The sequence below is a fragment of the Flavobacterium sp. Root420 genome, assembly GCF_001427905.1.
GTDB lineage: Bacteria > Bacteroidota > Bacteroidia > Flavobacteriales > Flavobacteriaceae > Flavobacterium.
The window spans coordinates 82,362-105,590 of sequence record NZ_LMEF01000001.1 but is presented as its reverse complement, the minus strand read 5'-3'; the positions used below and the strand labels follow the sequence as shown (position 1 = coordinate 105,590).

Sequence of the window (23,229 nt, the reverse complement as noted above, 5' to 3'; positions counted from 1 at the left end):
AAATATGTAACTTTAAAAAGTGTTTTCTACACAGTTCAAAACTTGAAACTTTGAACAAAGAAAACTTGAAACAAAAGAGATTTTATGGAACATATAAAAGAAAAAACAATTAAAAAGAAACCAAACCAATCCGGTTGCTGTTCAGCGCATGAAGAGTATCATCATTCTGAGGATGACGGACACGATCATGATCACGAACATAATGCTGATGGCAGTTTGTTTCAAATGTTTCTTCCTGCGATCATTTCGTTTGTTTTATTACTTATCGGAATTGGATTTGATAATTATTTTCCGCAAAGCTGGTTTTCGGGATATGTTAGAATTGGATGGTATATTGTCGCTTATTTGCCGGTTGGACTTCCGGTTTTGAAAGAAGCCTATGAAAGCATTATGAAAGGCGATGTGTTTTCAGAGTTTTTCCTGATGTGTATTGCTACAATCGGCGCTTTTGCCATTGGGGAATTCCCCGAAGGAGTTGCCGTAATGCTGTTTTATATCATTGGAGAAAACTTTCAGGGATTGGCGGTAAGCAGAGCAAAATCGAATATTAAAAGTTTATTGGATCAGCGTCCGGATGAAGTTACTATTTTAGAAAATAATGTGGCGACAAAAGTCAAAGCCGCCGATGTTAAAATTGGATCAATTATCCAACTTAAAGCTGGCGAAAAATTAGGTTTAGACGGAGAATTATTGTCTGATACCGCATCGTTTAATACGGCAGCCCTTACAGGCGAAAGCAAACCATCAACAAAGATAAAAGGAGAAACCGTTCTGGCCGGAATGATCAACGAAAATACAATTGCACAGGTTAAAGTTACCACCGATTATAAAGACAGTAAATTGTCTAAAATCCTTGAAATGGTTCAGAATGCTACAGCCAAAAAAGCACCAGCTGAGTTGTTTATCCGAAAATTTGCCAAAATCTATACACCAATTGTAGTGTATTTGGCAATTGCCATTTGTTTGTTGCCAATGCTTTTTGTAGATAATTATGTTTTTAGTGACTGGCTCTACAGAGCTTTGGTCTTTCTGGTGATTTCTTGTCCGTGTGCTTTGGTAATTAGTATTCCGTTAGGTTATTTTGGCGGAATTGGAGCTGCAAGCAAAAACGGAATTCTCTTTAAAGGAAGTAATTTTTTAGACAGTATTTCGACAATTCAGAACGTTGTAATGGATAAAACCGGAACCATGACTGAAGGCGTTTTTAAAGTGCAGGAAGTAATTATCTTCGATGATTTTGATAAAGAAGAAATCCTGAAACTGGTTAATGTATTAGAAAGCCAAAGTACACATCCGGTGGCAACGGCGATTCATAATCATGTTGGCAAAATTGATGCTTCAATTGAATTGAAAAATGTAGAAGAAATTTCCGGACATGGCTTAAAAGCCGAAATTAACGGAAAAGAACTTCATGTTGGGAATTTCAAATTGATGGATAAATTCAATATAAAATACGATCTGGATCCAAATTCAGTGGTTTATACGACAATTGCAATTGCTTATGATAAGAAGTTTGCCGGTTATTTAACCATTGCAGACGAAATTAAAGAAGATGCTCAGGAAACAGTGAATAAACTAAAAGCATTAGGCGTTAAAGTAACGATGCTGAGCGGTGATAAAACCAATGTCGTTCAATTCGTAGCAGATAAACTCGGAATTACAAAAGCCTTTGGAGATTTGCTTCCCGAAGATAAAGTCAATAAACTAAACGAAATTAAAGCAAAAAATGAAACCGTAGCATTTGTTGGTGATGGTGTAAACGATGCTCCGGTTATTGCTTTAAGCACGGTCGGAATTGCGATGGGAGGTTTAGGAAGCGACGCCACAATCGAAACTGCCGATATTGTTATTCAGGATGATAAACCAAGTAAAATTCCGATGGCAATCAACATTGGAAAACAAACAAAAAAAATTGTCTGGCAGAATATTACATTAGCTTTTGTTGTAAAAGCATTTGTACTGATTTTAGGTGCCGGTGGACTAGCAACAATGTGGGAAGCTGTTTTTGCTGATGTTGGCGTAGCTTTATTGGCGATTTTGAATGCGGTCAGGATTCAGAAGATGAAGTTTTAAACTTAAAAATAAATAAAAATTAAAGCCCAATTCATAAACTTGAATTGGGCTTTTCTATTTTGTAAATTTATTAAGTAATCGTAAGTGTTGAAATGAGAAAACGCATTAGAAGTTTAATTCAATTTTGGCTCCTTTATTTTTAATTATTATACCTGTTTTATTGCTTTTGGAAGGTGTTTGAGTTGGATACCAATTACGGTTGGGTTTTACGATGATCAGCAAACCTTCATCGTCTCCCATTGCAGCAAAAGTTTCACTATTAAAATTTTTTTCAAAAAACATCAAATCATGACTTTCTATTAATTGTTCTCCCAATTCCATTGGATCTTCATGGACAATACCAATTTCGCTAATATTTAAAATTGATTTAGAACTGAATTCTTTTATTTGAAAATTATCTAAATCATGTCTTGCAATAAATTCTAATAAATTGCCATTATTGTCATAAAAATAAATAGCGTTTGCATTCCAGGTTTCAAAATTTGCAATTACACGTTTGTCTTCAATTAGTATTAAGTCTATTTTGTCGGCACACCATTTTATCGCTTCTTCAAGTTTATTTTCAGGGATATTAAATGCGAAGTGATAAATAGAATCAAATTCAGGGTTTTCAATAAATTTTAAAACAGAACTTCCTATCTGAATTATAAGTGAATTTAATCCCTTTTCCATGATTTTAAGGTCAAGAACATCTTTATAAAATAGTTCCGTTTCTTTAATATTGTTTGTTTGAAGTTGAATGTATTCTAATTTCATAATGGTATTTGTTAAGAAGACGAGACTTTTTTTATTTCAAACAAATTTAAAGAACGATTATTTTAAATTTATAGAAAAATCATTTTATACATTGATGCAGGAATAGTAAATTGTTATAAAAGATTTTAAAAAAAAATGTAATACACATTACATTTTTTAGGTTTGATAAATTCGTCTATATTTATAGCATTTTGATTATAAAAAGCATACTTGCAACTAAGAAAGAACTGTCACAAAAACCAAAATGATAACCCGTATTAAAAAATATTATGCTAAAACTATTTATATCGTTTGCTGCTTTATTCTCCTTTACCGTTTTGATGGGACAAGTGCAACCAAAGAAAGCACTGGAAACGAGTGCTCAAATTGACCAATATTTAATGGAAGTTTTAGGCAAATATAATATTCCCGGAATCGCTGTTGCAGTTATTAAAAATGATAAAATCATCCATAGAAATAATTATGGAAAAGCAAACATTGAATTGAATGTGGCAATTTCTGAAAAATCTATTTTTAGGCTTTACTCTCTAACAAAACCAATTATTGCTACAGGAGCATTTCAATTGATTGAGCAAAACAAGTTGTCATTAGAAGACGCGATTTCAAAATACCTCCATAACTTGCCAACTGCCTGGAATTCAGTACAAGTAAAACATTTGCTTACACATTCTTCAGGACTTCCTGATATAGTAAATTATGAGCAACTGCCAGAAAATGAAGCGCGTGAGAAAGTTTTTGCAGATGCCATTCAATTTGAGAAAGGCGAAAAATTTGACTACAATCAAACTAATTTTTGGCTGCTTCAGAAAATTATTGAAATCATAAGTAAACAAAATATAACAGCATTTATAACAGAGAATCAGTTCAGTCAAACAGCTGATAAAAATGTGTTTTTCTCGACAGATTCAAGAGATATTATTCCAAATAGAGTTACACAATATTCTAATTTTGCAACGGGTAAACTGCAAATAGAAGTTCCAAACAACGGAAGTTATCTTAGTAGCTGTAACGGCCTGAATATGACAATGGACGCACTCATACAATGGGATAGTAAATTCAATAATAATAAATTGATTAGTGCAAAATCCAAAGAAAAAATGTTGGAGCTGTTTCCGTACACAAAATCAGATTCTAAATTTACTTTTGGATGGGATGAGAACGTTATAAATGGACATAAAGCATATGGATTTTCCGGAGGAAGGAGAACTGCCTATAGAATTTTCCCAAAAGATAATTTAAGTATACTATTTTTAGCAAATGGCATTGGAAGCGATGTTAATGTAGATAATATTGTCAATCACATTGCTCATTTTGTAGATAACGATATTATTGATTATAGTTTTACTGCATACGAAACACTACTAAAATCTGCACAGGAAAATGTTTCAGGTCTGAAAAATACTTTCGTTTCTTTAAAAAAGGATCCAAAATATTCAAATGTCAATTTTGAAGAGCATCTAAATACAATTGGATATATACTTTTAAATCAGGATAAAAAAGTAACTGAAGCGCTCGTGGTATTTAATTTAAATGCACAGGAATATCCCAAATCGATTAATGTTTTTGACAGCTTAGCAGAAGCATATGAAGCAAATAACGACGTAAAAAATGCTGTGGACAATTATACCAAATCAATGGAATTAAATACCAATCCGGATTACCTGGCCAGAGTAAGCAAAAAAATAAAAGAGTTAAAAATAATATCAAAATAAGATAATATTCTTGCTTTGAGTACTTTAAAATAGACTTATAACTTAAGCTATAGATTGTTATACAATAATTGCAGCGTATGAAAGTCAGATGAGCCATCGAAATATTTGTGCAGGGCTTCCTGAAAAATAGGTTCTGTATTTTGAATACTGGCAAATAAAGTCAGACAGGATTGCAATTTTTCATCATCCGGGTTTCCGAATATTTCTGTTGCTGTTTTTTCTTCTGTTTTGATTAATTCTTCTGTAATTTCGATAAGATGTTTTCCCAGAATTGGATGTTCTAAAAAAGCAATTGCTTCATCGGCATTTTTGATTTCGTAGAATTTTGAAGTATCGCAGGATCCAAATCCTTTAATCTGAGGAAAAACAAACCACATCCAGGGAGATTCTTTTTTTCCTTTTTTAATTTCAGAAAGAGCTGAAAGGTATAACTTGTTCTGGGCGTCTAAAAAACGCATTAATTCATTATTATTGTATGCCATTATGTGCTGATTTTATTTGGGGATCAGACCATAAAACTACAGAAAATATGTGTGGTTGTACATTATGAAATCCTTTTTTTATTGTTGCTTTTTTAAAAATACGACAATAGAAAATTTGACACTTTTTAGATAGAATAAATTGCGAATAACCTATAAAAAATGTTTTAATCTCGCAAAGACGCAAAGACGCAAAGTTTTAAGTTTATTAGGAAAATGTTTTAATCGCGCAAAGACGCAAAGTCGCGAAGTTTTTACCCAAAGTAAACCCAAAGTTTACCACACAGCTTTGCGACCTTAATAAAGACTATTACAAGCACACTAAAAAAAAATACTTTGCGTTCTTTGCGGTAAAACTAACCCTGCAAATACAGGAGTCGCAAAGTTTAGAACCTCAGTATCTCAGAACCTTAGCCCCTCAGTACTTTTAACAAAACCTATTTCCCAATTATTTCTTTGCGATGCAGTGTTCCCCAATCTTTTAATGCTCCAATGACATTATATTAAAGTGTGGCTGTGTTCTGTTCTCGTATATTCAACAGTGGGTGGAAAAGTATCATAAACCGTTCTGGTAACCAGTTTGTTTATCTCCAGATCTTTAAGTTCTTTAGAAAGCATTTTATCTGTAATGCCGTTTATATCTTTAGAAATCTCCTTAAATCGTTTTGGTCTGCTTGATAATGCAATCAAAATGGGTAGCTTCCATCTGCCGCTTAAAACTTCTAATGCATCTCTTACAGGTAATACTACTGCAAGGCATTCTTCTGGTTCACCGCAAATCTTTTCTTTGGCTATTTCGTTCTTTGTTTTCATATTCTACATGTTACTATCCTCAAGGATAGCGCTATCCTTGAGGATAGTACTATAAAAGAGATAGTAAATGTAGATAAGTTTGTATTGTCAAACAAAACAAATATAAAAATGAGCAAAAGAATTCTGAATATAGTGACAAGCGTCAAAGGAGATGCTTCGTTTAGTAATAAATTATCCAATGCTATTTTGGAGAAACTGAAAGCAGAACATAATGAAATACAAGTGCAAACACTTGATCTTTCAAAAACACCTTTACCATACGTGACTGACCTGCATATAAGTGCAGTTTATGTGCCTGCAGAACTTCATACAGAAGCGCAAAAAGAGGCTCTTAAATATTCAGATGCAGCAATCAAAGATGTTTTAGATGCCGATATTATTGTAATTGGTGTACCGCTTTATAATTTTGGAATTCCGGCCGTATTAAAAGGCTGGATTGACCAGGTTTCAAGAGCAGGTAAAACGTTTAGCTATGATGAGAACGGACCAAAAGGATTAGTAACAGATAAAAAAGTATTTTTATCTATTGCTTCAGGAGCTATATTTTCTGAAGGGCCTTATAAAAGCTACGACTTTTCAGAATCGTATCTTCGAACTGTATTAAGCTTTTTGGGAATTACGGATGTAACTACTTTCCGTGTAGAAGGAACCTCGATTCCTGATTTTGCAGAGAGTGCTTTACCGAAGGCGCTGGCCAGTGTGGAGGAATTTGCTTTCTAAATTAAAAATGAAACCTAACAGGTTTTAAAAACCTGTTAGGTAACTATCTAAATTGCTATTTCTCAATAATCATTGTAATTCCTTGTCCGCCAGCGGCACAAATCGAAATAAATCCTCTTCCTGAACCTTTTTCATTTAGTAATTTGGCCATGACACCAATAATTCTTCCACCTGTTGCAGCAAAAGGGTGTGCGGCTGCCAAACTGCTTCCCTTCACATTCAATTTTTCTCTGTCGATAGATCCAAGTGGTTTTTTTAAACCTATTTGTGCACTCAATTCAGGGCTTTCCCAAATTTTTAAGGTTGTCAAAACCTGTGCAGCAAATGCTTCGTGAATTTCATAATAATCGAAATCTTGCAGATTTAAGCCGGCTTTGTCGAGCATTCTGCTTGCAGCAAATAAAGGCGCTAACAATAGATTTTGTTGATTTTTGACATACTCAATGGCTGCGACTTCAGCAAAAGTGATGTAGGCCAAAATGGGTAGTCCACGTTCTTTAGCCCATTCTTCACTGGCCAAAAGGACACAAGAAGCACCGTCAGTAAGTGGTGTTGAATTTCCTGCGGTTAGTGTTCCGTTTACCTTATCAAAGGCAGGTTTTAGTTTGGCTAATTTTTCAATCGAGCTGTCTTTTCTGAGATTATTGTCTTTATCCAGTCCGTTGAAAGGCGTAATCATATCATCAAAAAAGCCTTCATCATACGCTTTCGCCATATTCAAATGACTTTTAAGCGCCAGATTATCCTGATCTTCTCTGGATATTTGATAATGTTTTGCTGTAATTTCAGTATGCCCTCCCATCGAAAGTCCGGTTTGTGATTCTTCATTTCGGGGAACCAAAGGCGTTAAATCTGCCGGACGAAGTTTTAAAAATTTTTTGATTTTCTCTCCCAATGATTTTGCTTGTCTTGCATTAAGCAGAATTTTTCTCAGTTTTTCACTTACTGCAATTGGCATATCGCTAATCGAATCAACACCACCGGCAATTCCGGATTCAATTTGTCCAAGAGCAATTTTATTGGCAATATAAATAGCACTTTCGATCCCGGTATCGCAGGCTTGCTGTAAATCGCAGGCCGGAGTTGCAGGATCGAGAGTTGTTTTCATCACACATTCCCGAATCAAATTGCTGTCATACGTATGTTTAATCACAGCGCCGCCGACTACTTCGCCTAATAATTGTCCTTTTAAATTGTATTTATCAATAAGGCCGTTTAAGGCTGCAGTCATCATTTCCTGATTTCCAATATTGGCGTAGGCCGTATTGGCACGCGCAAACGGAATTCGGTTATATCCTAAAATGGCAACTTTTCTAATGGTTTTATTATTATTCATCTGTGAAGTAGATTTTGTTTATCACATTAAAGATAAGCAGAATATCGGTTTTAAGGTTTGTTTGATAAATAAAAGATGAGGATATAAAACACTATGTTTATTTAGAATCATTAAAAATAATTTGGAAAACAAGATTTTAGACCATACTTTTGCGACATAAAATTTTAACCCTACCCAAAATGAATATTCAAACCATAAAAAAAGTTTTCTTTTTTATCTTGCTTTTGAGCTCACTAAACATGATGAGTCAGGAGCTTGGAAAAGTTACCGGAAAAATTTCCTTAAGTGGAAATGTTCCTGCAGAAAACATTGCTGTTGCTCTTAAAGGAACGAAGTATACTGCTGTCACTAATTCAAATGGACAATACGAGATTAAAAGTGTGAAACCAGGAACTTATGTAATTAGCATTCGTGCTGTAGGAATTCATGCAGTTGAAGATAATATTGTTGTAAAATCGAAACAAACTACAACTAAAAATTTCTCACTTTCTGAAAGTCAGGAAGATCTTGAAGAAGTTGTTATTACAAAAAATAAATACAAGCAAGACAAGCCTTCTTTGTCTTTGCGTCTTCAAACACCTGTTTTAGAGATTCCACAGAACATTCAAATTGTGAGTGGTCAGACTTTAAAAGATCAACAAATTACAAGTATGAGCGACGGAGTAATTCGTAACGTAAGTGGTGCTGTACGTTTGGAGCACTGGGGAGATTTGTATACTAATATTACCATGCGTGGTTCGCAAATTCAGGCATTCCGTAACGGATTTAATGTAGTTTCTTCTTTCTGGGGACCATTAACTGAAGATATGAGTTTTGTAGATCATATCGAATTTGTAAAAGGACCGGCAGGATTTATGCTTTCAAGCGGAGATCCAAGCGGACTTTATAATGTGGTGACTAAAAAGCCAACCGGAATCACAAAAGGTGAGGTATCTGTTCTTGGCGGTAGCTACGATTTTTACAGAGTTAGTATTGATCTTGATGGTAAATTAGATAAAAAAGGAAAATTATTGTACAGATTTAACGGAGCTGCTCAAAACAAAGGTTCGCACCGTGCATTTGAGCACAATAACCGTTATGTTCTTGCTCCGGTAATTTCATATCAAATTGATGATAAAACGAAAGTTACGGCTGAATATAATTTTCAGTATGCTAATATGACTGAAGTTGGTTCATACTATGTTTTCGGACCTGCGTCTGAAGGATATGGAACTTTGCCTGTTGGATTTACCATGACACAACCAGGATTGCCTGATACTAATATTCAGGATCATAGTGGATATTTGATGTTTGAGCACAAGTTTGATGACAAATGGAAATTAACTGCACAGACTTCTTATTTTAAATACATTCAACAAGGATATAGTTCATGGCCAGGTGTTGTAGGTCCTGGACCTGTAGACAGAGATTTTAACGGTGTTCCGGAAGGAAGTCTTGCAGCGGGTGAAATTATTAGAAATGCTGGTATTTGGGATGCAGAAAGCAATATGTATTTGGGGCAAATTTTCTTAAATGGAAAATTCAATACAGGAGCTGTTAGCCACAAAATATTAAGTGGAGTAGATTTAGGAAATAAAGATTATGCAGCAGATTGGGGACAATCTCACGATCTTGATACTGTTGATGAGCCGTTTAATGTTTACAGTCCAAATTATGGTGTACCATCTAATGGTTTTCCTGCTTTTGATCACACAATACCTCTTTCAATTAGAGCTAAAAATGCTGGAGGTTTAATGAATTCAGAGTATGCAGCAGGATATATTCAGGACGAAATTGGTTTCTTTCAAAATAAATTGAGACTGACACTTGCAGGAAGATATACCTGGATTAGTCAGGCAAGCTGGGGCGGAGCTCCAATTTCCGATAGCCATATTACACCACGTATCGGAATTAGTTATTCGGTAACCGAAAGTCTTGCTGTTTATGGATTATATGATCAGGCTTTTACACCACAATCAGGAATTATTAAAAGCGGTGAAAGTGTAAAACCATTAACTGGTAACAACGTTGAATTTGGTATCAAAAAAGACTGGTTCGACGGTTCATGGAGTACTACTTTAGCAGCGTACAGCATTTTAAAGAAAAACGAACTTACTTCTGATCCGGCTAATACACCGGGAGAGCAATATAGTGTTGTTTTAGGAGAGAAAAGAGCTCAAGGAATTGAGTTTGATTTAAGAGGAAAATTATTCGACGGACTTAATTTAATTGCAAATTATGCTTTTACTGAGTCTATCGTAAATGAAGTTGATCCGGCAGTTTCTGCTGCAACTGGTATTAACAAAGGAGATATTGTTCCTGGATATTCAAAACATACAGCAAATGCATGGTTAAATTATACAGTGCAAAGCGGAAAAATTAAAGGATTTGGAGTTTCTTTAGGAGGAACTTTCCTTGACGGACGCCAAACAGATACCTGGAGTGCAGGGCTTCAAAAATTACCATCATACTTTAAATTAGACGGAGGTTTATCTTATGAAACAGGAAAAGTAAAAGTTACTGCGAATGTTTTCAATATTTTGGATAAATACCTTTACAGTGGTTCTTATTATGAATGGCTTTCTGCTTATTACTGGCAGACAGAAGCACCAAGAAACTTTAGAGTTGGGGTAACTTACAAGTTTTAATTTTTAGAAGATTAAATACAAAAACATCCACCATTGGCGGATGTTTTTGTATTTAATAGGTTCAAAGGGACAGGGGAGCAAAGGTTCAAAGGTGTCATCTCATAGTTTAAGAAAATCCTTTTAATCTGTGTAATCTGTGTAATCTGTGGCAAAAATTACCCTTTTTTAAGTAACGGGATCACTTTTGTACCGATGAGTTCTATCGCATTCATTAATTGTTTGTGTGTTAATCCCGCATTATCCATTTGGAAAGTGAATCGGTCTACACCTCCCAGAGATTCGCTGTGTCTTGATAACTTCTCTGCAACACGTTCCGGACTTCCAACAATTAAAACACCGTCATCATCAATAAGTCCGTCAAATTTGGCTTTTGTAACGGGCGGCCAACCGCGTTCTAGCCCTAATTTTGTCCAAAGTTCGGCGTAACCCGGATAATATTCATCTATGGCTTTTTCTGTTGAAGTTCCAACATAACCAGGAGAATGTATTCCAACTTTCAATTCTTTAGGTTTGTATCCTGCAGCAGCTCCGGCTTGTCGGTATAAATCAATAAGTGGACGAAAACGGTGTGTTTGTCCTCCAATTATAGCCACCATTAAAGGTAAACCTAAAGATCCTGCTCTTATAAAAGATTCCGGAGTCCCTCCAACTCCCAGCCAAACAGGTAATTTTTCCTGTACTGTTCTTGGATAAATTGGAAGATTATTTATTGCAGGACGAAATTTCCCTGACCAGGTTACAAATTCATTGTCCCGAATTTGAAGAAATAATTCTAATTTCTCTTTGAAAAGCGCATCATAATCATTCAGATTAAATCCGAAAAGGGGATAGGCTTCAATAGAAGAACCACGGCCCACTACAATTTCGGCGCGACCTTTTGAAATCAAATCCAAAGTCGCAAAACTTTGATACACTCTCACCGGATCGGCAGCACTCAAAACGGAGACGGCACTGGCTAATCGGATGTTTTTTGTTCTCGCAGCAGCAGCACTTAATATGACCACAGTAGCCGAGTCTAAAAACTCTTTTTTATGATGTTCCCCAATTCCAAAAACATCCAAACCAACCTGATCGGCAAGTTCGATTCTTTGGAGTAATTGTTCCATTGCATCAACGCTACTCAAAGTATTGTTGTCGCCGTACATTGCCGAAGCAAAACTGTCAATTCCTATTTCCATTTTTTTTAGGCATTAGGCTATAAGCTATAAGCAGTAAGCTTTTTTGGATAGCCTACAGCTAATGCTTATAGCAATTATTTTTTTTGTTTTAAGCACTATGCCTTAAGCTTTTTTAAAAAGCCTAAAGCCTACAGCTTATAGCTTACAGCAATTTTTAATGTGAGAAGCCAAACGAAACACTGATCAAAATAATCAGAATAACAATCAGCGTAATCACAACATAAAGATAATCTTTCTCCAGAAGGAAAGAAAATAAAGAAAGTAAAACGCGAAATACAGGCGTCAGAAAAAGTAAAATAATTCCGAAAAAGATCAGCGATTCTCCTTTTCCCTGCGCAACACCTTTATAAATAGCTCCAATTACTTCAAATATATTTCGGTCATTTTCATGAAATACTGAGTAGTTTTCGATATCGGTGCTGTGTCCCATCAAATAAACAATTCCGCCAATAAATGCCACTGATAAGGAAGTCCAAACGCCGTAACGCAACAAATTTCCTATTATGGTTTGAAAATCTTTTTCTCCGAATTTTTCGTTTTGCATACTTTTAGATTTTTCCATTTAGTCCGTTATAAATCATATTCACAGCCAAAACAAAAATCAGGCAGGCAAAAAAGATTCTGAGTTTTTTTGGGTTTGTTTTTACTAATATTTTGGCTCCGGCCATAGCGCCAAACAAAACGCCAATAACGACCGGCATACAAATTCCGGGTTCGATATAACCTTTCTGAATATAAATCACTGAACTCGCCATTGCCGTAACGCCCATCATAAAATTGCTGGTTGTAGTTGAAACTTTAAACGGAATTTTCATAATATTATCCATCGCAATTACTTTAAAAGCACCGGAACCGATTCCGAGCAATCCCGACATCATTCCGGCAATTCCCATCATACTGAAACCGCCAATCACATTTTTGGTTCCGTAACGGATAACTTCGCCGTCGTGTGATGGATAGGTAGCTTGTAATCTTAGTTTTTTTGCTAACGAACTTGATTCCAATACAATATGTTCTTCTTTTTTTAGAAGGGAATTTATAGCAGAAAAAATCAAAGTCATTCCGAATAAAACGGCAATGAAAGAAGTAGGAGCAATAGTAGAGAGTAGCGCCCCGCAAACAGCGCCAATTGTGGTAGCGATTTCAAGGAAAATCCCTAAACGCATATTGGTAATTCCTTCCCGAACATAAGCCGCAGCAGAACCCGATGAGGTTGCAATTACAGAAACCAAAGCCGCGCCAATAGCATAATGAATATCAACTCCCAAAATGACAGTTAAAAGCGGAATGATAATGATACCGCCCCCCAATCCTGATAATGAACCAATAAAACCGGCTAAAAAAGCGCCAAGAAGCATAATCAGGGTAAACGTAAGCACTATCATTCGGATCAATTTTGTTTTTGCTAATTTACGAATTGAAATTTGGTGAGACAATTTTTAGTTGCTTAAAAAGTCCTTAAAAAAGCGAAAACGATTTAATTCTGAAATATTTTAACGAGAATAAATTTCGGTATTAAACTTTTATTAACAACTGCGAAAAAACTTATCGTTTATATTTGTAAGGATAATTCATAAACAAACCCTTTAATGGTATGATGAAAATTCAAACATTCACTATCTGTGCCTTTTTATTCCTGGCTTTTTCGTTTTCGGCTTACAGCCAAAATGTAAAACTGCTAAATATTGACCAGCTTAATGAAAGAGTAAAAAACGGAAAAGACAGTACTTATGTCGTTAACTTTTGGGCAACCTGGTGTGCGCCATGTATTAAGGAATTGCCTCATTTTGAAAAACTTCAGAGCGACTATAAATCGGAAAAAGTGAAAGTATTGTTGGTTAGCGTTGACTTTAAATCAAAACTAAGCTCCGCTGTTGTACCATTTGTCAAAAGAAAAAATCTAAAAAATGAAGTTTTTTTGCTGAATGAAAGCAGTCCACAAGAATATATCGATCGTATTGATCCATCGTGGTCGGGTAGTATTCCGGCAACGCTTTTCATCAAAGGGGATAAACGAAAATTTGTCGAAAGTGAATTTACCTATGAACAATTAGTAACTGAATATAAAAAACTGTAAACTATTAAAACCATGAAAAAAATAATCCTTTTAGTTATGCTGGCGTTTTCTGCCTTTCTTTCTCAGGCGCAAAATGCAACCCTTAAAGCTGGAGATACTGCACCAGATTTTAAATTGAAAAATATTGATGGCAAAGATGTTTCGTTTACCAGTTTTCCAAAAGCAAAAGGTTATATTGTAGTTTTTACCTGCAATACTTGTCCGTACGCTGTTGGTTATGAGCAAAGAATAATTGATCTGGATAATAAATTCAGACCACAAGGATATCCTGTAATTGCTATCAATCCTAATGATCCGGAAGCTTCTACAGCAGATACTTTCGAGAAAATGCAGGAATTGGCCAAAAATAAAAAATACCCTTTCCCGTATTTATTTGATGCAGGACAAAAAATTACCGATCAATATGGTGCAAAGCGTACACCGCATATTTTTATCGTATCAAAAACGGCTAAAGGAAATGTGGTAGAATATGTAGGTGCTATCGATAACGATCCGGAAGGAAACAATGCACAAAAAACGAAATATGCTGAAGATGTGATTGCATCATTAAAAAGCAATCAAAAACCAGCGATTACACAAACAAAAGAAATTGGATGTACAGTTAAAAGAAAAGCAAAAGCTTAAATTTATTTATCTTTCATTAATACAAAAAACGCTTCAGATATCTGAAGCGTTTTTTGTTAATGCCATTTCTTCCGTAATCTTTGTCATTCCGAGGCACGAGGAATCCCCGCAAGTAACTCCGGCATAGAAAAGTAGACAATCTTTGTCGAGCTACATGTGTGATTTGATTCGCCAGTCGCTATCGCTCGAGTCTCGAGCCTCGGAATGACAATATTGTGTTGAAGAAATAATATCACAAACTTTTCAACTTCTTCATAAAAACAGGAAACACTTCATTCAATTCATCAAATAAAGGATTCTTTCGATACTTTAATTTTATTTCTCCAAATAATTTCAACCCCAATGCAAATTGTATCGCTTCAGATTCATTGTCAAATAAGTTTTTAGCTTTTATTTTTTCAATGATATCAAATATTTCATCGTGATTACCAAATTCTATACCGAGTTCTTTTGCAGGCTGGTTTTCGCCGTTTGCGTATTCTTTTAAACTTAATGTTAAGTAATATTTATTGCTTCTTTTTTCCATGTGATTTGAAATTTATTATGTAATTAAAAAAGGTGCAAGCACTTATTTTAAAGATATTTTTGTAAAATATTTAAGAACAGCTCCATAGGAGCGTTATGTTTATAGCTAATAAAATGTGATCGGATTCAAAGCTCCAGCGGAGCGATATGTATTGCGGGATATTTCGCCCCGCTGGGGCTCTATTCTCAAAACGTATAAAATTCTATAAATATGGCGTCCCGCTAGGACTCTACACACGAACCTTATAAATTCTATAAGTATGTCGTCCCACTGGGACTTACTGCATCTGCTAAATTATTTTATCCATTTATCTACAATTACCTTAAATGTTTCCTTGTATTGTTCACCAACAGTTATTTCTACTTTATTAATAAAGATTGAATTCTTACTGATGGCATTTATTTTTTCAAGGGAAACGATAAACGAACGATTCATTCGCATAAATTTTGAAGATGGCAATTTTTCTTCCAAAGCTTTTAATGAAATCAATGACATCAAAGCTTTATCTGAATTTTCAAGATGCACTTTGACATAATCTTTTAAACTTTCGATATATAAAATGTCTTTTAAATTTACTTTTACCCATTGATATTCCACTTTCAAAAAGATAAAATCATCTTCAGGATTAGCTTGCGGATGGTCATTTAAAGTTTCCTGGGTAATCTGCAATACTTTATTAGCTGCACGTAAAAATTCTTCGTAGCTAAAAGGTTTTAAAAGATAATCAACCGCATTCACTCTGTAACCTTCAATTGCATAATGATTATAAGCCGTTGTAAAAACAATTTTCGGCAATGATCCCGACTGCTCCTGTAAAAGTCTCGCCAATTCCATTCCGGTCAAATTGGGCATATTGATATCTAAGAAAACTAAATCCGGCTGTTTTTCGCGAATTACACCCATAGCTTCAACCGCATTGTCATAACTGGAAATTAATTCCAAAAAAGGCGTCTGCCCGATAAAGGTTTCGACCAATTTTAATGCGAGAGGCTCATCATCAACTGCTATACATCTTAGTGTTGTCATTATTCTAAAGTTATTTGCAGTTTTACGTTATACATGCCATTTTCGCCAATTTCGGTTTTTAGGGAATGTTTGTTTGGATAAATTAAATGAAGTCTGCGTTTTGTATTGGTTAGCCCGATGCCACCTTCATTTGTTGTAGAAGATTTTTCGAAATAGGTATTTTCTACTTCAAATGTAAGATCACTTCCATTCTGCGAAAGCGAAATATGTATTTCACTTTTATCAGTAGCGTGAACACCGTGTTTAAAAGCATTTTCTACTAAAGGTAATAATAACATAGGAACAATTGGATAATCGTGTATTTTTTCAGGGATGTTTGTTGTAATCGTTAGTTTATTATTGGCACGAAGTTTCATCAAGGCAATAAAATCCTTCATAAACTCAGCTTCTTTTAGTAATGTGGTTCTTTCTTCTGTACTGTAAAGCAGATAGCGCATCATTCGGCTTAAAGTGTGCAGGGCATTTCTGGAATCTTCTATATTAGTATAGGTAAGCGAATAAATACTGTTAAGCGAATTAAAGAAAAAATGTGGATTGATTTGCGCCTTGAGCATTGCCAATTCTGCTACCGTTTTATCCTGTTCAAGCTTTTGTTTGTGTTGTGCTGCTTTCTGCCAATATTGGAGCATCGACCAACTGGTGCTGATTCCTAAAACCAGCAATGTCAGCATGAGTACATAATTGTCAAAATAGGGATTTCTATATTTTTTAAATCCTAAGACTTCACTGACTTTAGTATGAAGATCTGTCTCTGAAGTATAAAAATAGGCAATAAGCTGCATTACAAAAATGGTAAGGAAAGCCCAAATTAAAAACGGAGATGTATTATCTTTTATAATAGTTTTTGGAACTATGATTTTAGCATTGGAATAAAAAAGAATTATTAATAAAACTAAGATAATCATCTGCCAAAGCCAAAAGACAGAGGGCAGTACCACATTCCAGGTTATTGGGATGTAAAATAACATAATGAATCCTAATAATAACCAGCTTAGAATGTGCAATCCGGTAAATAAATAAGGTCTAAATAAGTTTATTGACATTATAATTTATTTTTTATTGACAATATTACATTTTATTCGAATGCAATTTTGAGCCAATCGCTAAAGAGAGATTTACAATCCATAAAAACCATTTTACAGCCGACGAGCCTTACTCAAAAATACGTTTTTTTGACGAAACAACTTTTATCGGTTCTCAATGCATGTTTATCGATTATATCTTGCTATACGTCTAGTGGAAAGATTTTGTGTGAAAAGTTTTAGTTCTTTTGTACCTTAGTAAATAGATAATCTCATATTTCATCAAAATGGATAAGCAATCTTTTTTAAGCATTCTTGCTGCTTCAGTTATCATCGCTTCTTGCGGAAATAAAAATGATAAATCAGCTCAGGCTGGCGGAGCACCACAAGTTAAAGAATATAAAACACTTACTTTAGAACCTAAAACAGCGACTTTATATACTGATTTCCCAGCGAGTATTCAGGGACAGCAAAATATAGAAATTCGTCCAAGGGTTGAAGGTTATATCGATAAGATTTTTGTAGATGAAGGTGCTGTCGTAAAAACGGGGCAGCCTTTGTTTAAAATCAGTGCTCCGGAATATGAGCAGGAAGTTCGAACTGCATCGGCAAGCATTAAAAGTGCCCAGGCCTCTGTAAGCGCTGCAAAATTAGCTGTTAATAAAGTAAAACCTTTAGTTGAAAAAGGAATTATCAGTAAATACGATTTAGAATCGGCTCAATATACATATGAATCGGCTATGGCTACTTTAGCGCAGGCAAATGCGGCTTTGGTAAACGCTAAAACCAATTTGGGATATACGACTGTAACAAGCCCGGTTAATGGAGTGGTTGGTTCAATTCCGTTTCGTTTAGGAAGTTTGGTAAGTTCCAATACAGCTGATCCGTTAACGACAGTATCAAGTATTGGCAATGTTTACGCTTATTTTGCCTTAAATGAGAAAAAGCTTTTGAACTTTACGCAAGGCGATACGCCGGGAACTACACTGGCTCAAAAAATCAAGAATATTCCCGAAGTTTCATTACTTCTTTCAGATGGCTCGCTTTATCCTGAAAAAGGAAGAGTTGAAACTGTAAACGGCTTAATCAATACAGAAACAGGTTCGGTTACTTTTAGAGCACGTTTTGCAAATCCAGGAAGTATTATCAGAAGCGGAAGCAGTACTACAATTCGAATTCCAAACGAAGTAAAAGAAAAACTGTTAATTCCACAAAGTGCAACATTCGAACTTCAGGATAAAATTTTTGCTGTTACAGTAGGAAAAGACGGAAAGACTAAAAATGTCAACATCACAGTTTTAGATATTACAGCAGGTAATTATTATGTAGTTACCAGTGGTTTAAAAACAGGAGATCAAATTGTATTAGAAGGAGTAGCTTCTTTAAAAGAGGGAAGCGAAATTAAGCCTCAAAATCAGAATCAGGAAACGGTATACGCCGATTTAAAATAGAAAAAAATGTTTAAAATATTTATAAAAAGACCAGTACTTTCTACAGTAATATCGGTCATCATCGTAATTCTGGGTATTTTAGGCCTCGTTGAGCTGCCTATTTCTCAATATCCTGATATTGCTCCGCCAACTGTAAACGTTTCAGCAAGTTATACCGGTGCAAATGCCGATGTGGTATTGAAAAGTATTGTAATTCCGTTGGAAGAGCAAATTAATGGTGTAGAGAATATGACCTACATGACTTCTACAGCAACAAACGACGGAAATGCTTCCATCAAAATTTTCTTTAAGGTAGGAACCAATCCAGATTTAGCAGCGGTTAACGTTCAGAACAGGGTTTCGAGAGCTACGAGTTTATTACCGGTAGAGGTAACTCAGGCTGGTGTAACGGTAACGAAGAGCCAGAGTAGTAACTTATTGATTTTCTCTTTATATAGTGATGATAAAGCGTACGATCAGACTTTCCTTCAAAACTATGCTAAGATCAACCTTGTGCCTCAAATTCAGCGTGTCGTTGGAGTAGGAGATGTAACTGTTTTTGGTGCCAAAGATTATTCGATGAGAATCTGGCTAAGACCAGATATCATGCAGCAATATAAACTGATTCCGAGTGATATTTCGGCTGCTTTGGCAGAACAAAATATCGAAGCTGCACCAGGTAAATTTGGTGAGAATGGTGGTCAGGCGTTTCAATATGTAATTAAATATAAAGGTCGTTTAACAAGCCAGAAAGAATTTGGTGAAATCATCATAAAATCTGTTGGTAACGGACAAATGCTTCGACTAAAAGATGTTGCCAAAGTAGAATTAGGATCTTTAAGTTACGCTTCGACTATTAAAACAAACGGTGTAGAATCTGCGGCAATGGCGATTAGCCAGACCCCCGGATCAAATGCCCGTGATGTAATCAACAACTCTAAAAAACTAATTGAAGAAGCGGCAAAAAACTTCCCGAAAGGAGTAAAATATACACTACTTGTTGATGTTAATGAAAATTTGGATGCTTCTATTGAAAAGGTAATTCACACTCTGATTGAAGCTTTTATATTGGTTTTCATCGTTGTATTTATTTTTCTTCAGGATTTCAGATCAACATTAATTCCGGCGATTGCAGTTCCGGTAGCAATTGTAGGAACGTTTTTCTTCCTGAGTTTATTCGGATTTACGATTAACTTATTAACCCTTTTTGCGATGGTTTTGGCGATTGGTATTGTCGTCGATGATGCTATTGTCGTCGTCGAGGCCGTGCATGCCAAACTGGATCATGGTTATAAATCGTCTAAAAAAGCAACGATAGATGCTATGGATGAAATCTCCGGAGCGATTATTTCGATCACACTTGTAATGGCCGCAGTATTTATTCCGGTAACGTTTATTACTGGATCTACGGGGGTATTCTACAAACAATTTGGTATCACATTAGCGGTTGCGATTATTCTTTCTGCCATTAATGCTTTGACTTTGAGTCCGGCATTATGTGCTTTGCTTTTAAAACCGCATGCTGACGATCATAAACATAAAAGTTTTATTCAAAGATTCTATACTTCGTTTAACGTAGCCTTTGATAATGTAACCAATAGATACAAACGTTCGGTTAGTTTCCTTTCTGTCAAAAAATGGATTGTATTGGCTGCCATTCTTATTGCCAGTGCGGGATTGTTTTATATGATGAAAACGACGCCATCTGCTTTCGTTCCTGCAGAAGATCAGGGGACCGTGTTTGCCAACATCAGTTTACCACCATCAGCTTCTATGGAACGTTCTGATATAATAGCCAAACAAGTAGACAGTATTGCCAACACAATTCCGGGAGTTAAAAACACCCTTCGTATTGTGGGGCAAAACTTTACAGCCGGAGCGGGTAGTGCTTACAGTATGGTTATCGTGAAACTGGAAACCTGGGACAAACGTGACTTAAGTGTTAATGACGTAATCGGTCAGCTTTTTGCCAAAACAAGCGGTATTCGTGAAGCCAATATTTTCTTCATTTCGCCACCAACCATTCAGGGATTTGGTCAAAGTGGTGGATTCGAATTTCAATTGCAGGATAAAGGAGGTCACTCAACAGCAGAGTTCTTCAAAGTGAATACTGAGTTTTTAGAAAAGCTATCAAAACGTCCGGAAATACAATATGCAACAACGCCATTTAATCCTGGTTTTCCACAATATATGATGGAAATTAATTTGGCTAAAGCCAAAGATGCAGGGGTTCCCGTAAATTCGATTTTATCAACCATGCAAGGGTATTATGGAGGATTGTATGCTTCGAATTTCAATAAATTCGGTAAACAATATCGTGTTATGATTCAGGCTTCTCGAGAATTTCGTACAAATACAGAAGGGCTGAATAAAATATTTGTCCGCAACAGTGCGGGAAACATGGCGCCAATTACGGAGTTTATAAAAATGACCAGAGTTTTTGGACCAGAATCGATTTCAAGATTTAACTTGTTTACGTCTATTGCGATTACCGGAGCACCAAATCCGGGCTTTAGTTCAGGAGATGCTATTAAGGCAATTCAGGAGGTGGCAGCAGAAAATCTTCCGGCTGGTTATGGATATGAATTCTCAGGATTAACGCGTGAAGAATTGGCGTCCGGAAGTGAGACAATTTTCATCTTTATCTTATGTCTGGTTTTTGTTTACTTCTTGCTGAGTGCGCAATACGAGAGTTATATTTTACCTTTTGCCGTATTATTCTCCATTCCGTTTGGATTGGCGGGAGCTTATTTGTTCTCGATTATTTTCAAATTGAACAGTAATATTTACCTGCAGATTTCCTTAATCATGTTGATTGGATTGCTGGCGAAGAATGGTATTTTGATTGTCGAATTTGCATTGGGCAGAAGACGAAAAGGAATGCCAATTGTACAATCTGCAATTGAAGGTGCAGTTGCACGTTTAAGACCAATTTTAATGACTTCTTTCGCTTTTATCTTGGGACTTGTTCCGTTGATGTTTGCTACGGGAGCAGGAGCTGTCGGGAATAAATCGATTGGAAGCGGAGCGGTTGGTGGAATGTTAATCGGAACCATTTTGGGAGTATTTGTGATTCCGATATTGTTCATTGTTTTCCAGACTTTACAGGAAAAATTGAGCGGTCCGGCGAAAGAAAATTATGATGATGAAGATGAAGACGACGAAATACAATTGATAGAAGCTCATAAAGAGTAATAATTTAATTCAGAAGAAATGACCCATAGTTCAAATAAATATATTGTACTGGTACTGACAACCGCACTTTTAAGTGCGTGCTCGGTTACCAAAAAGTACGAACGTCCCGGAACGATTTCGACAGATAAGTTGTATCGTGATCAGGCTTCCGCCGATTCGACTACGATTGCGAATATGCCGTGGCAAACTGTCTTTAAAGATGAAAAACTGAATGCTTTAATCCAAAAAGGATTAGATCAGAATCTAAATCTGAAAAATGCAATTGAAAATATTGTACAGGCTAATGCTTCTTTAGTTCAAAGTAAATTAGCCTATTATCCAACTTTGAATTTGGATGCTAATGCAACTCGAAACAAGCAGTCAAAAGCGGGATTGAATTTTCCTCCCGGAATAAATATTAATACCTTAACAACAACGTATAAATTAGGTTTGAGTACGTCTTGGGAAGCTGATATTTGGGGAAAATTAAGCAGTTCTAAAAGAGCAGCTTTGGCAACTTATTTAGGTACGGATGCTGCAAGACAAGCGGTTCAAACCCAATTGATAGCTGACATTGCCAATAATTATTTTTTATTATTAGCCTATGACAAACAATTGGTTATCACAGAGGAAACATTGGAAGGCCGAATCAAAAACGTGCAAACTATAAAAGATTTAAAAGAAGGTGCTATTGTTACCGGTGCGGCGGTTGTACAAAGTGAAGCCAACCAGCACGCTGCAGAAGTATTGATTCCGGATTTAAAACGTAATATTCGCGAAATAGAAAATGCAATTCATATTTTGTTGGGAGAAGCTCCGGGACCAATTGATAGAGGAGTTTTAGGAGATCAGGTTATTGCGCAGAATCTGGCGATAGGTTTGCCATCTCAATTATTGCAAAATCGCCCGGATGTCCGTCAGGCGGAATTTAATTTGAGAACGGCTTTCGAAATGACGAATATGGCAAAAACCTACTTTTATCCAAGTTTGACATTAACAGCAAGCGGTGGATTTTCGAATTTGCAATTGACAGATTTCTTTACCAATTCTGTTTTCTACTCATTAATTGGCGGATTAACACAACCCCTATTCAATCAGGGAATCAACAAAATGAGATTGACAACAGCGCAATCACAACAAGTACAGGCTTATAATAATTTCCAACAAAGCCTTTTAGTGGCCGGTCAGGAAGTTTCAAATGCTTTGTACGCTTATCAAATGGCGGCTGACAAAGAAGATTCAAGAGAAAAACAAATTGCAGCTCTAGAAAAAGCAGTTGATTATACACAGCAGCTTTTAGAATATAGTTCGGCAACCAATTATACAGATGTATTGACATCGCAGCAAAATCTTTTGGCAGCTCAATTGAGCGGTGTGAACGATAACCTGCAAAAATTACAAGCGGTGGTTGATTTGTACCGCGCTTTAGGCGGAGGCTGGAAATAATTCTTTATGCCGAAAAGCATTTATTGGTCGATAAAATTGGCTGATTGGTATAAAGAATAATTCTGAAGTTGAAGTTTGTTGTTATTTTGGAAAATAATAAATACAAGTCAAAGAAAAAGATCTAAAGTTCCACACTATGATCCCTATTATTAAAAACATGACTAATGGAAAACGCCTCATAATTGAGGCGCTTTTTTGATAATTATAGTA

Annotated in this window: 19 protein-coding genes; 9 read left to right on the top strand and 10 right to left on the bottom strand. The window is 35.7% G+C overall.

All coding sequences use genetic code 11. From position 1 onward, the window contains the following. Positions 1–84: 84 nt before the first annotated feature. On the top strand, positions 85–2,073 hold the full coding sequence (locus ASC72_RS00455) for a heavy metal translocating P-type ATPase (protein WP_056185080.1): 1,989 nt from the start codon (positions 85–87) through the stop codon (positions 2,071–2,073). A 105-nt stretch (positions 2,074–2,178) separates the two neighbouring features. Here ASC72_RS00455 and ASC72_RS00450 read toward each other — a convergent pair whose 3' ends face one another. After that, the gene (locus ASC72_RS00450) at positions 2,179–2,829 is read right to left on the bottom strand and encodes a hypothetical protein (RefSeq protein ID WP_056185077.1); all 651 of its coding nucleotides are present in this window, start codon (positions 2,827–2,829) and stop codon (positions 2,179–2,181) included. Positions 2,830–3,098: 269 nt separating this feature from the next. On the opposite strand from ASC72_RS00450, the gene ASC72_RS00445 reads away from it, so the two are divergent. Then, positions 3,099–4,541, top strand: a complete 1,443-nt coding sequence (locus tag ASC72_RS00445) for a serine hydrolase domain-containing protein (protein ID WP_082564211.1) — start codon at positions 3,099–3,101, stop codon at positions 4,539–4,541. A 47-nt stretch (positions 4,542–4,588) separates the two neighbouring features. Here ASC72_RS00445 and ASC72_RS00440 read toward each other — a convergent pair whose 3' ends face one another. Next, positions 4,589–5,023, bottom strand: coding sequence for a DUF1810 domain-containing protein (locus tag ASC72_RS00440; protein ID WP_056185070.1), 435 nt, complete (start codon positions 5,021–5,023; stop codon positions 4,589–4,591). Between the two features lie 495 nt (positions 5,024–5,518). Further along, a complete protein-coding gene (locus tag ASC72_RS00435) occupies positions 5,519–5,833 on the bottom strand; it encodes a helix-turn-helix domain-containing protein (protein ID WP_241775583.1) in 315 nt (104 codons plus the stop codon). A 108-nt stretch (positions 5,834–5,941) separates the two neighbouring features. Between ASC72_RS00435 and ASC72_RS00430 the strand changes: the two genes are divergently transcribed. After that, a complete protein-coding gene (locus ASC72_RS00430; RefSeq protein ID WP_056185066.1) occupies positions 5,942–6,553 on the top strand; it encodes an FMN-dependent NADH-azoreductase in 612 nt (203 codons plus the stop codon). 55 nt (positions 6,554–6,608) lie between these two features. Here ASC72_RS00430 and ASC72_RS00425 read toward each other — a convergent pair whose 3' ends face one another. Beyond that, entirely contained in the window at positions 6,609–7,889 is a 1,281-nt protein-coding gene (locus tag ASC72_RS00425; protein ID WP_056185064.1) for an acetyl-CoA C-acetyltransferase, read from the bottom strand. 179 nt (positions 7,890–8,068) lie between these two features. Between ASC72_RS00425 and ASC72_RS00420 the strand changes: the two genes are divergently transcribed. Then, positions 8,069–10,516 carry a TonB-dependent receptor gene (locus ASC72_RS00420; RefSeq protein ID WP_056185060.1) on the top strand — a complete coding sequence of 816 codons (2,448 nt, stop codon included), beginning with the start codon at positions 8,069–8,071 and terminating at the stop codon, positions 10,514–10,516. 155 nt (positions 10,517–10,671) lie between these two features. Here the strand turns inward: ASC72_RS00420 and ASC72_RS00415 are convergent, their stop codons facing one another. The 3 genes from ASC72_RS00415 to ASC72_RS00405 form a co-directional block, all read right to left on the bottom strand. Further along, on the bottom strand, positions 10,672–11,694 hold the full coding sequence (locus ASC72_RS00415) for an LLM class flavin-dependent oxidoreductase (RefSeq protein WP_056185058.1): 1,023 nt from the start codon (positions 11,692–11,694) through the stop codon (positions 10,672–10,674). Positions 11,695–11,848: 154 nt separating this feature from the next. Continuing rightward, on the bottom strand, positions 11,849–12,238 hold the full coding sequence (locus ASC72_RS00410) for a DUF1634 domain-containing protein (RefSeq protein WP_056186814.1): 390 nt from the start codon (positions 12,236–12,238) through the stop codon (positions 11,849–11,851). A gap of 4 nt (positions 12,239–12,242) precedes the next feature. Then, the gene (locus tag ASC72_RS00405; RefSeq protein ID WP_056186811.1) at positions 12,243–13,079 is read right to left on the bottom strand and encodes a sulfite exporter TauE/SafE family protein; all 837 of its coding nucleotides are present in this window, start codon (positions 13,077–13,079) and stop codon (positions 12,243–12,245) included. Between the two features lie 209 nt (positions 13,080–13,288). On the opposite strand from ASC72_RS00405, the gene ASC72_RS00400 reads away from it, so the two are divergent. Together ASC72_RS00400 and ASC72_RS00395 are read left to right on the top strand one after the other, a co-directional pair. Next, a complete protein-coding gene (locus tag ASC72_RS00400; RefSeq protein ID WP_198528473.1) occupies positions 13,289–13,771 on the top strand; it encodes a TlpA disulfide reductase family protein in 483 nt (160 codons plus the stop codon). A 12-nt stretch (positions 13,772–13,783) separates the two neighbouring features. Further along, positions 13,784–14,395, top strand: a complete 612-nt coding sequence (locus ASC72_RS00395; protein ID WP_056185055.1) for a thioredoxin family protein — start codon at positions 13,784–13,786, stop codon at positions 14,393–14,395. A 232-nt stretch (positions 14,396–14,627) separates the two neighbouring features. Here the strand turns inward: ASC72_RS00395 and ASC72_RS00390 are convergent, their stop codons facing one another. The 3 genes from ASC72_RS00390 to ASC72_RS00380 all read right to left on the bottom strand — a co-directional run bounded on the left by ASC72_RS00390 (position 14,628) and on the right by ASC72_RS00380 (position 16,990). Further along, positions 14,628–14,921, bottom strand: a complete 294-nt coding sequence (locus ASC72_RS00390; RefSeq protein ID WP_056185052.1) for a DUF3861 domain-containing protein — start codon at positions 14,919–14,921, stop codon at positions 14,628–14,630. Between the two features lie 294 nt (positions 14,922–15,215). Then, the gene (locus ASC72_RS00385; protein WP_056185049.1) at positions 15,216–15,947 is read right to left on the bottom strand and encodes a LytTR family DNA-binding domain-containing protein; all 732 of its coding nucleotides are present in this window, start codon (positions 15,945–15,947) and stop codon (positions 15,216–15,218) included. Continuing rightward, positions 15,947–16,990, bottom strand: a complete 1,044-nt coding sequence (locus tag ASC72_RS00380) for a sensor histidine kinase (RefSeq protein ID WP_056185047.1) — start codon at positions 16,988–16,990, stop codon at positions 15,947–15,949. Before ASC72_RS00380 ends, ASC72_RS00385 begins: the two co-directional genes overlap by 1 nt. A 266-nt stretch (positions 16,991–17,256) precedes the next feature. Between ASC72_RS00380 and ASC72_RS00375 the strand changes: the two genes are divergently transcribed. Genes ASC72_RS00375 through ASC72_RS00365 form a run of 3 tightly spaced genes read left to right on the top strand, consistent with a single transcriptional unit; the run spans position 17,257 to position 23,019 of the window. Continuing rightward, entirely contained in the window at positions 17,257–18,420 is a 1,164-nt protein-coding gene (locus tag ASC72_RS00375; RefSeq protein WP_056185044.1) for an efflux RND transporter periplasmic adaptor subunit, read from the top strand. A gap of 6 nt (positions 18,421–18,426) precedes the next feature. Further along, positions 18,427–21,594 carry an efflux RND transporter permease subunit gene (locus tag ASC72_RS00370; RefSeq protein WP_056185041.1) on the top strand — a complete coding sequence of 1,056 codons (3,168 nt, stop codon included), beginning with the start codon at positions 18,427–18,429 and terminating at the stop codon, positions 21,592–21,594. Between the two features lie 18 nt (positions 21,595–21,612). After that, the gene (locus ASC72_RS00365) at positions 21,613–23,019 is read left to right on the top strand and encodes an efflux transporter outer membrane subunit (RefSeq protein ID WP_056185038.1); all 1,407 of its coding nucleotides are present in this window, start codon (positions 21,613–21,615) and stop codon (positions 23,017–23,019) included. Positions 23,020–23,229 lie beyond the last annotated feature (210 nt).

What these genes read in the sequence shown, in the direction of transcription:
- ASC72_RS00455 (WP_056185080.1), top strand. Translation starts at nt 85, where the DNA reads ATGGAACATATAAAAGAAAAAACAATTAAAAAGAAACCAAACCAATCC.
- ASC72_RS00450 (WP_056185077.1), bottom strand. Translation starts at nt 2,829, where the DNA reads ATGAAATTAGAATACATTCAACTTCAAACAAACAATATTAAAGAAACG.
- ASC72_RS00445 (WP_082564211.1), top strand. Translation starts at nt 3,099, where the DNA reads ATGCTAAAACTATTTATATCGTTTGCTGCTTTATTCTCCTTTACCGTT.
- ASC72_RS00440 (WP_056185070.1), bottom strand. Translation starts at nt 5,023, where the DNA reads ATGGCATACAATAATAATGAATTAATGCGTTTTTTAGACGCCCAGAAC.
- ASC72_RS00435 (WP_241775583.1), bottom strand. Translation starts at nt 5,833, where the DNA reads ATGAAAACAAAGAACGAAATAGCCAAAGAAAAGATTTGCGGTGAACCA.
- ASC72_RS00430 (WP_056185066.1), top strand. Translation starts at nt 5,942, where the DNA reads ATGAGCAAAAGAATTCTGAATATAGTGACAAGCGTCAAAGGAGATGCT.
- ASC72_RS00425 (WP_056185064.1), bottom strand. Translation starts at nt 7,889, where the DNA reads ATGAATAATAATAAAACCATTAGAAAAGTTGCCATTTTAGGATATAAC.
- ASC72_RS00420 (WP_056185060.1), top strand. Translation starts at nt 8,069, where the DNA reads ATGAATATTCAAACCATAAAAAAAGTTTTCTTTTTTATCTTGCTTTTG.
- ASC72_RS00415 (WP_056185058.1), bottom strand. Translation starts at nt 11,694, where the DNA reads ATGGAAATAGGAATTGACAGTTTTGCTTCGGCAATGTACGGCGACAAC.
- ASC72_RS00410 (WP_056186814.1), bottom strand. Translation starts at nt 12,238, where the DNA reads ATGCAAAACGAAAAATTCGGAGAAAAAGATTTTCAAACCATAATAGGA.
- ASC72_RS00405 (WP_056186811.1), bottom strand. Translation starts at nt 13,079, where the DNA reads ATGATAGTGCTTACGTTTACCCTGATTATGCTTCTTGGCGCTTTTTTA.
- ASC72_RS00400 (WP_198528473.1), top strand. Translation starts at nt 13,289, where the DNA reads ATGATGAAAATTCAAACATTCACTATCTGTGCCTTTTTATTCCTGGCT.
- ASC72_RS00395 (WP_056185055.1), top strand. Translation starts at nt 13,784, where the DNA reads ATGAAAAAAATAATCCTTTTAGTTATGCTGGCGTTTTCTGCCTTTCTT.
- ASC72_RS00390 (WP_056185052.1), bottom strand. Translation starts at nt 14,921, where the DNA reads ATGGAAAAAAGAAGCAATAAATATTACTTAACATTAAGTTTAAAAGAA.
- ASC72_RS00385 (WP_056185049.1), bottom strand. Translation starts at nt 15,947, where the DNA reads ATGACAACACTAAGATGTATAGCAGTTGATGATGAGCCTCTCGCATTA.
- ASC72_RS00380 (WP_056185047.1), bottom strand. Translation starts at nt 16,990, where the DNA reads ATGTCAATAAACTTATTTAGACCTTATTTATTTACCGGATTGCACATT.
- ASC72_RS00375 (WP_056185044.1), top strand. Translation starts at nt 17,257, where the DNA reads ATGGATAAGCAATCTTTTTTAAGCATTCTTGCTGCTTCAGTTATCATC.
- ASC72_RS00370 (WP_056185041.1), top strand. Translation starts at nt 18,427, where the DNA reads ATGTTTAAAATATTTATAAAAAGACCAGTACTTTCTACAGTAATATCG.
- ASC72_RS00365 (WP_056185038.1), top strand. Translation starts at nt 21,613, where the DNA reads ATGACCCATAGTTCAAATAAATATATTGTACTGGTACTGACAACCGCA.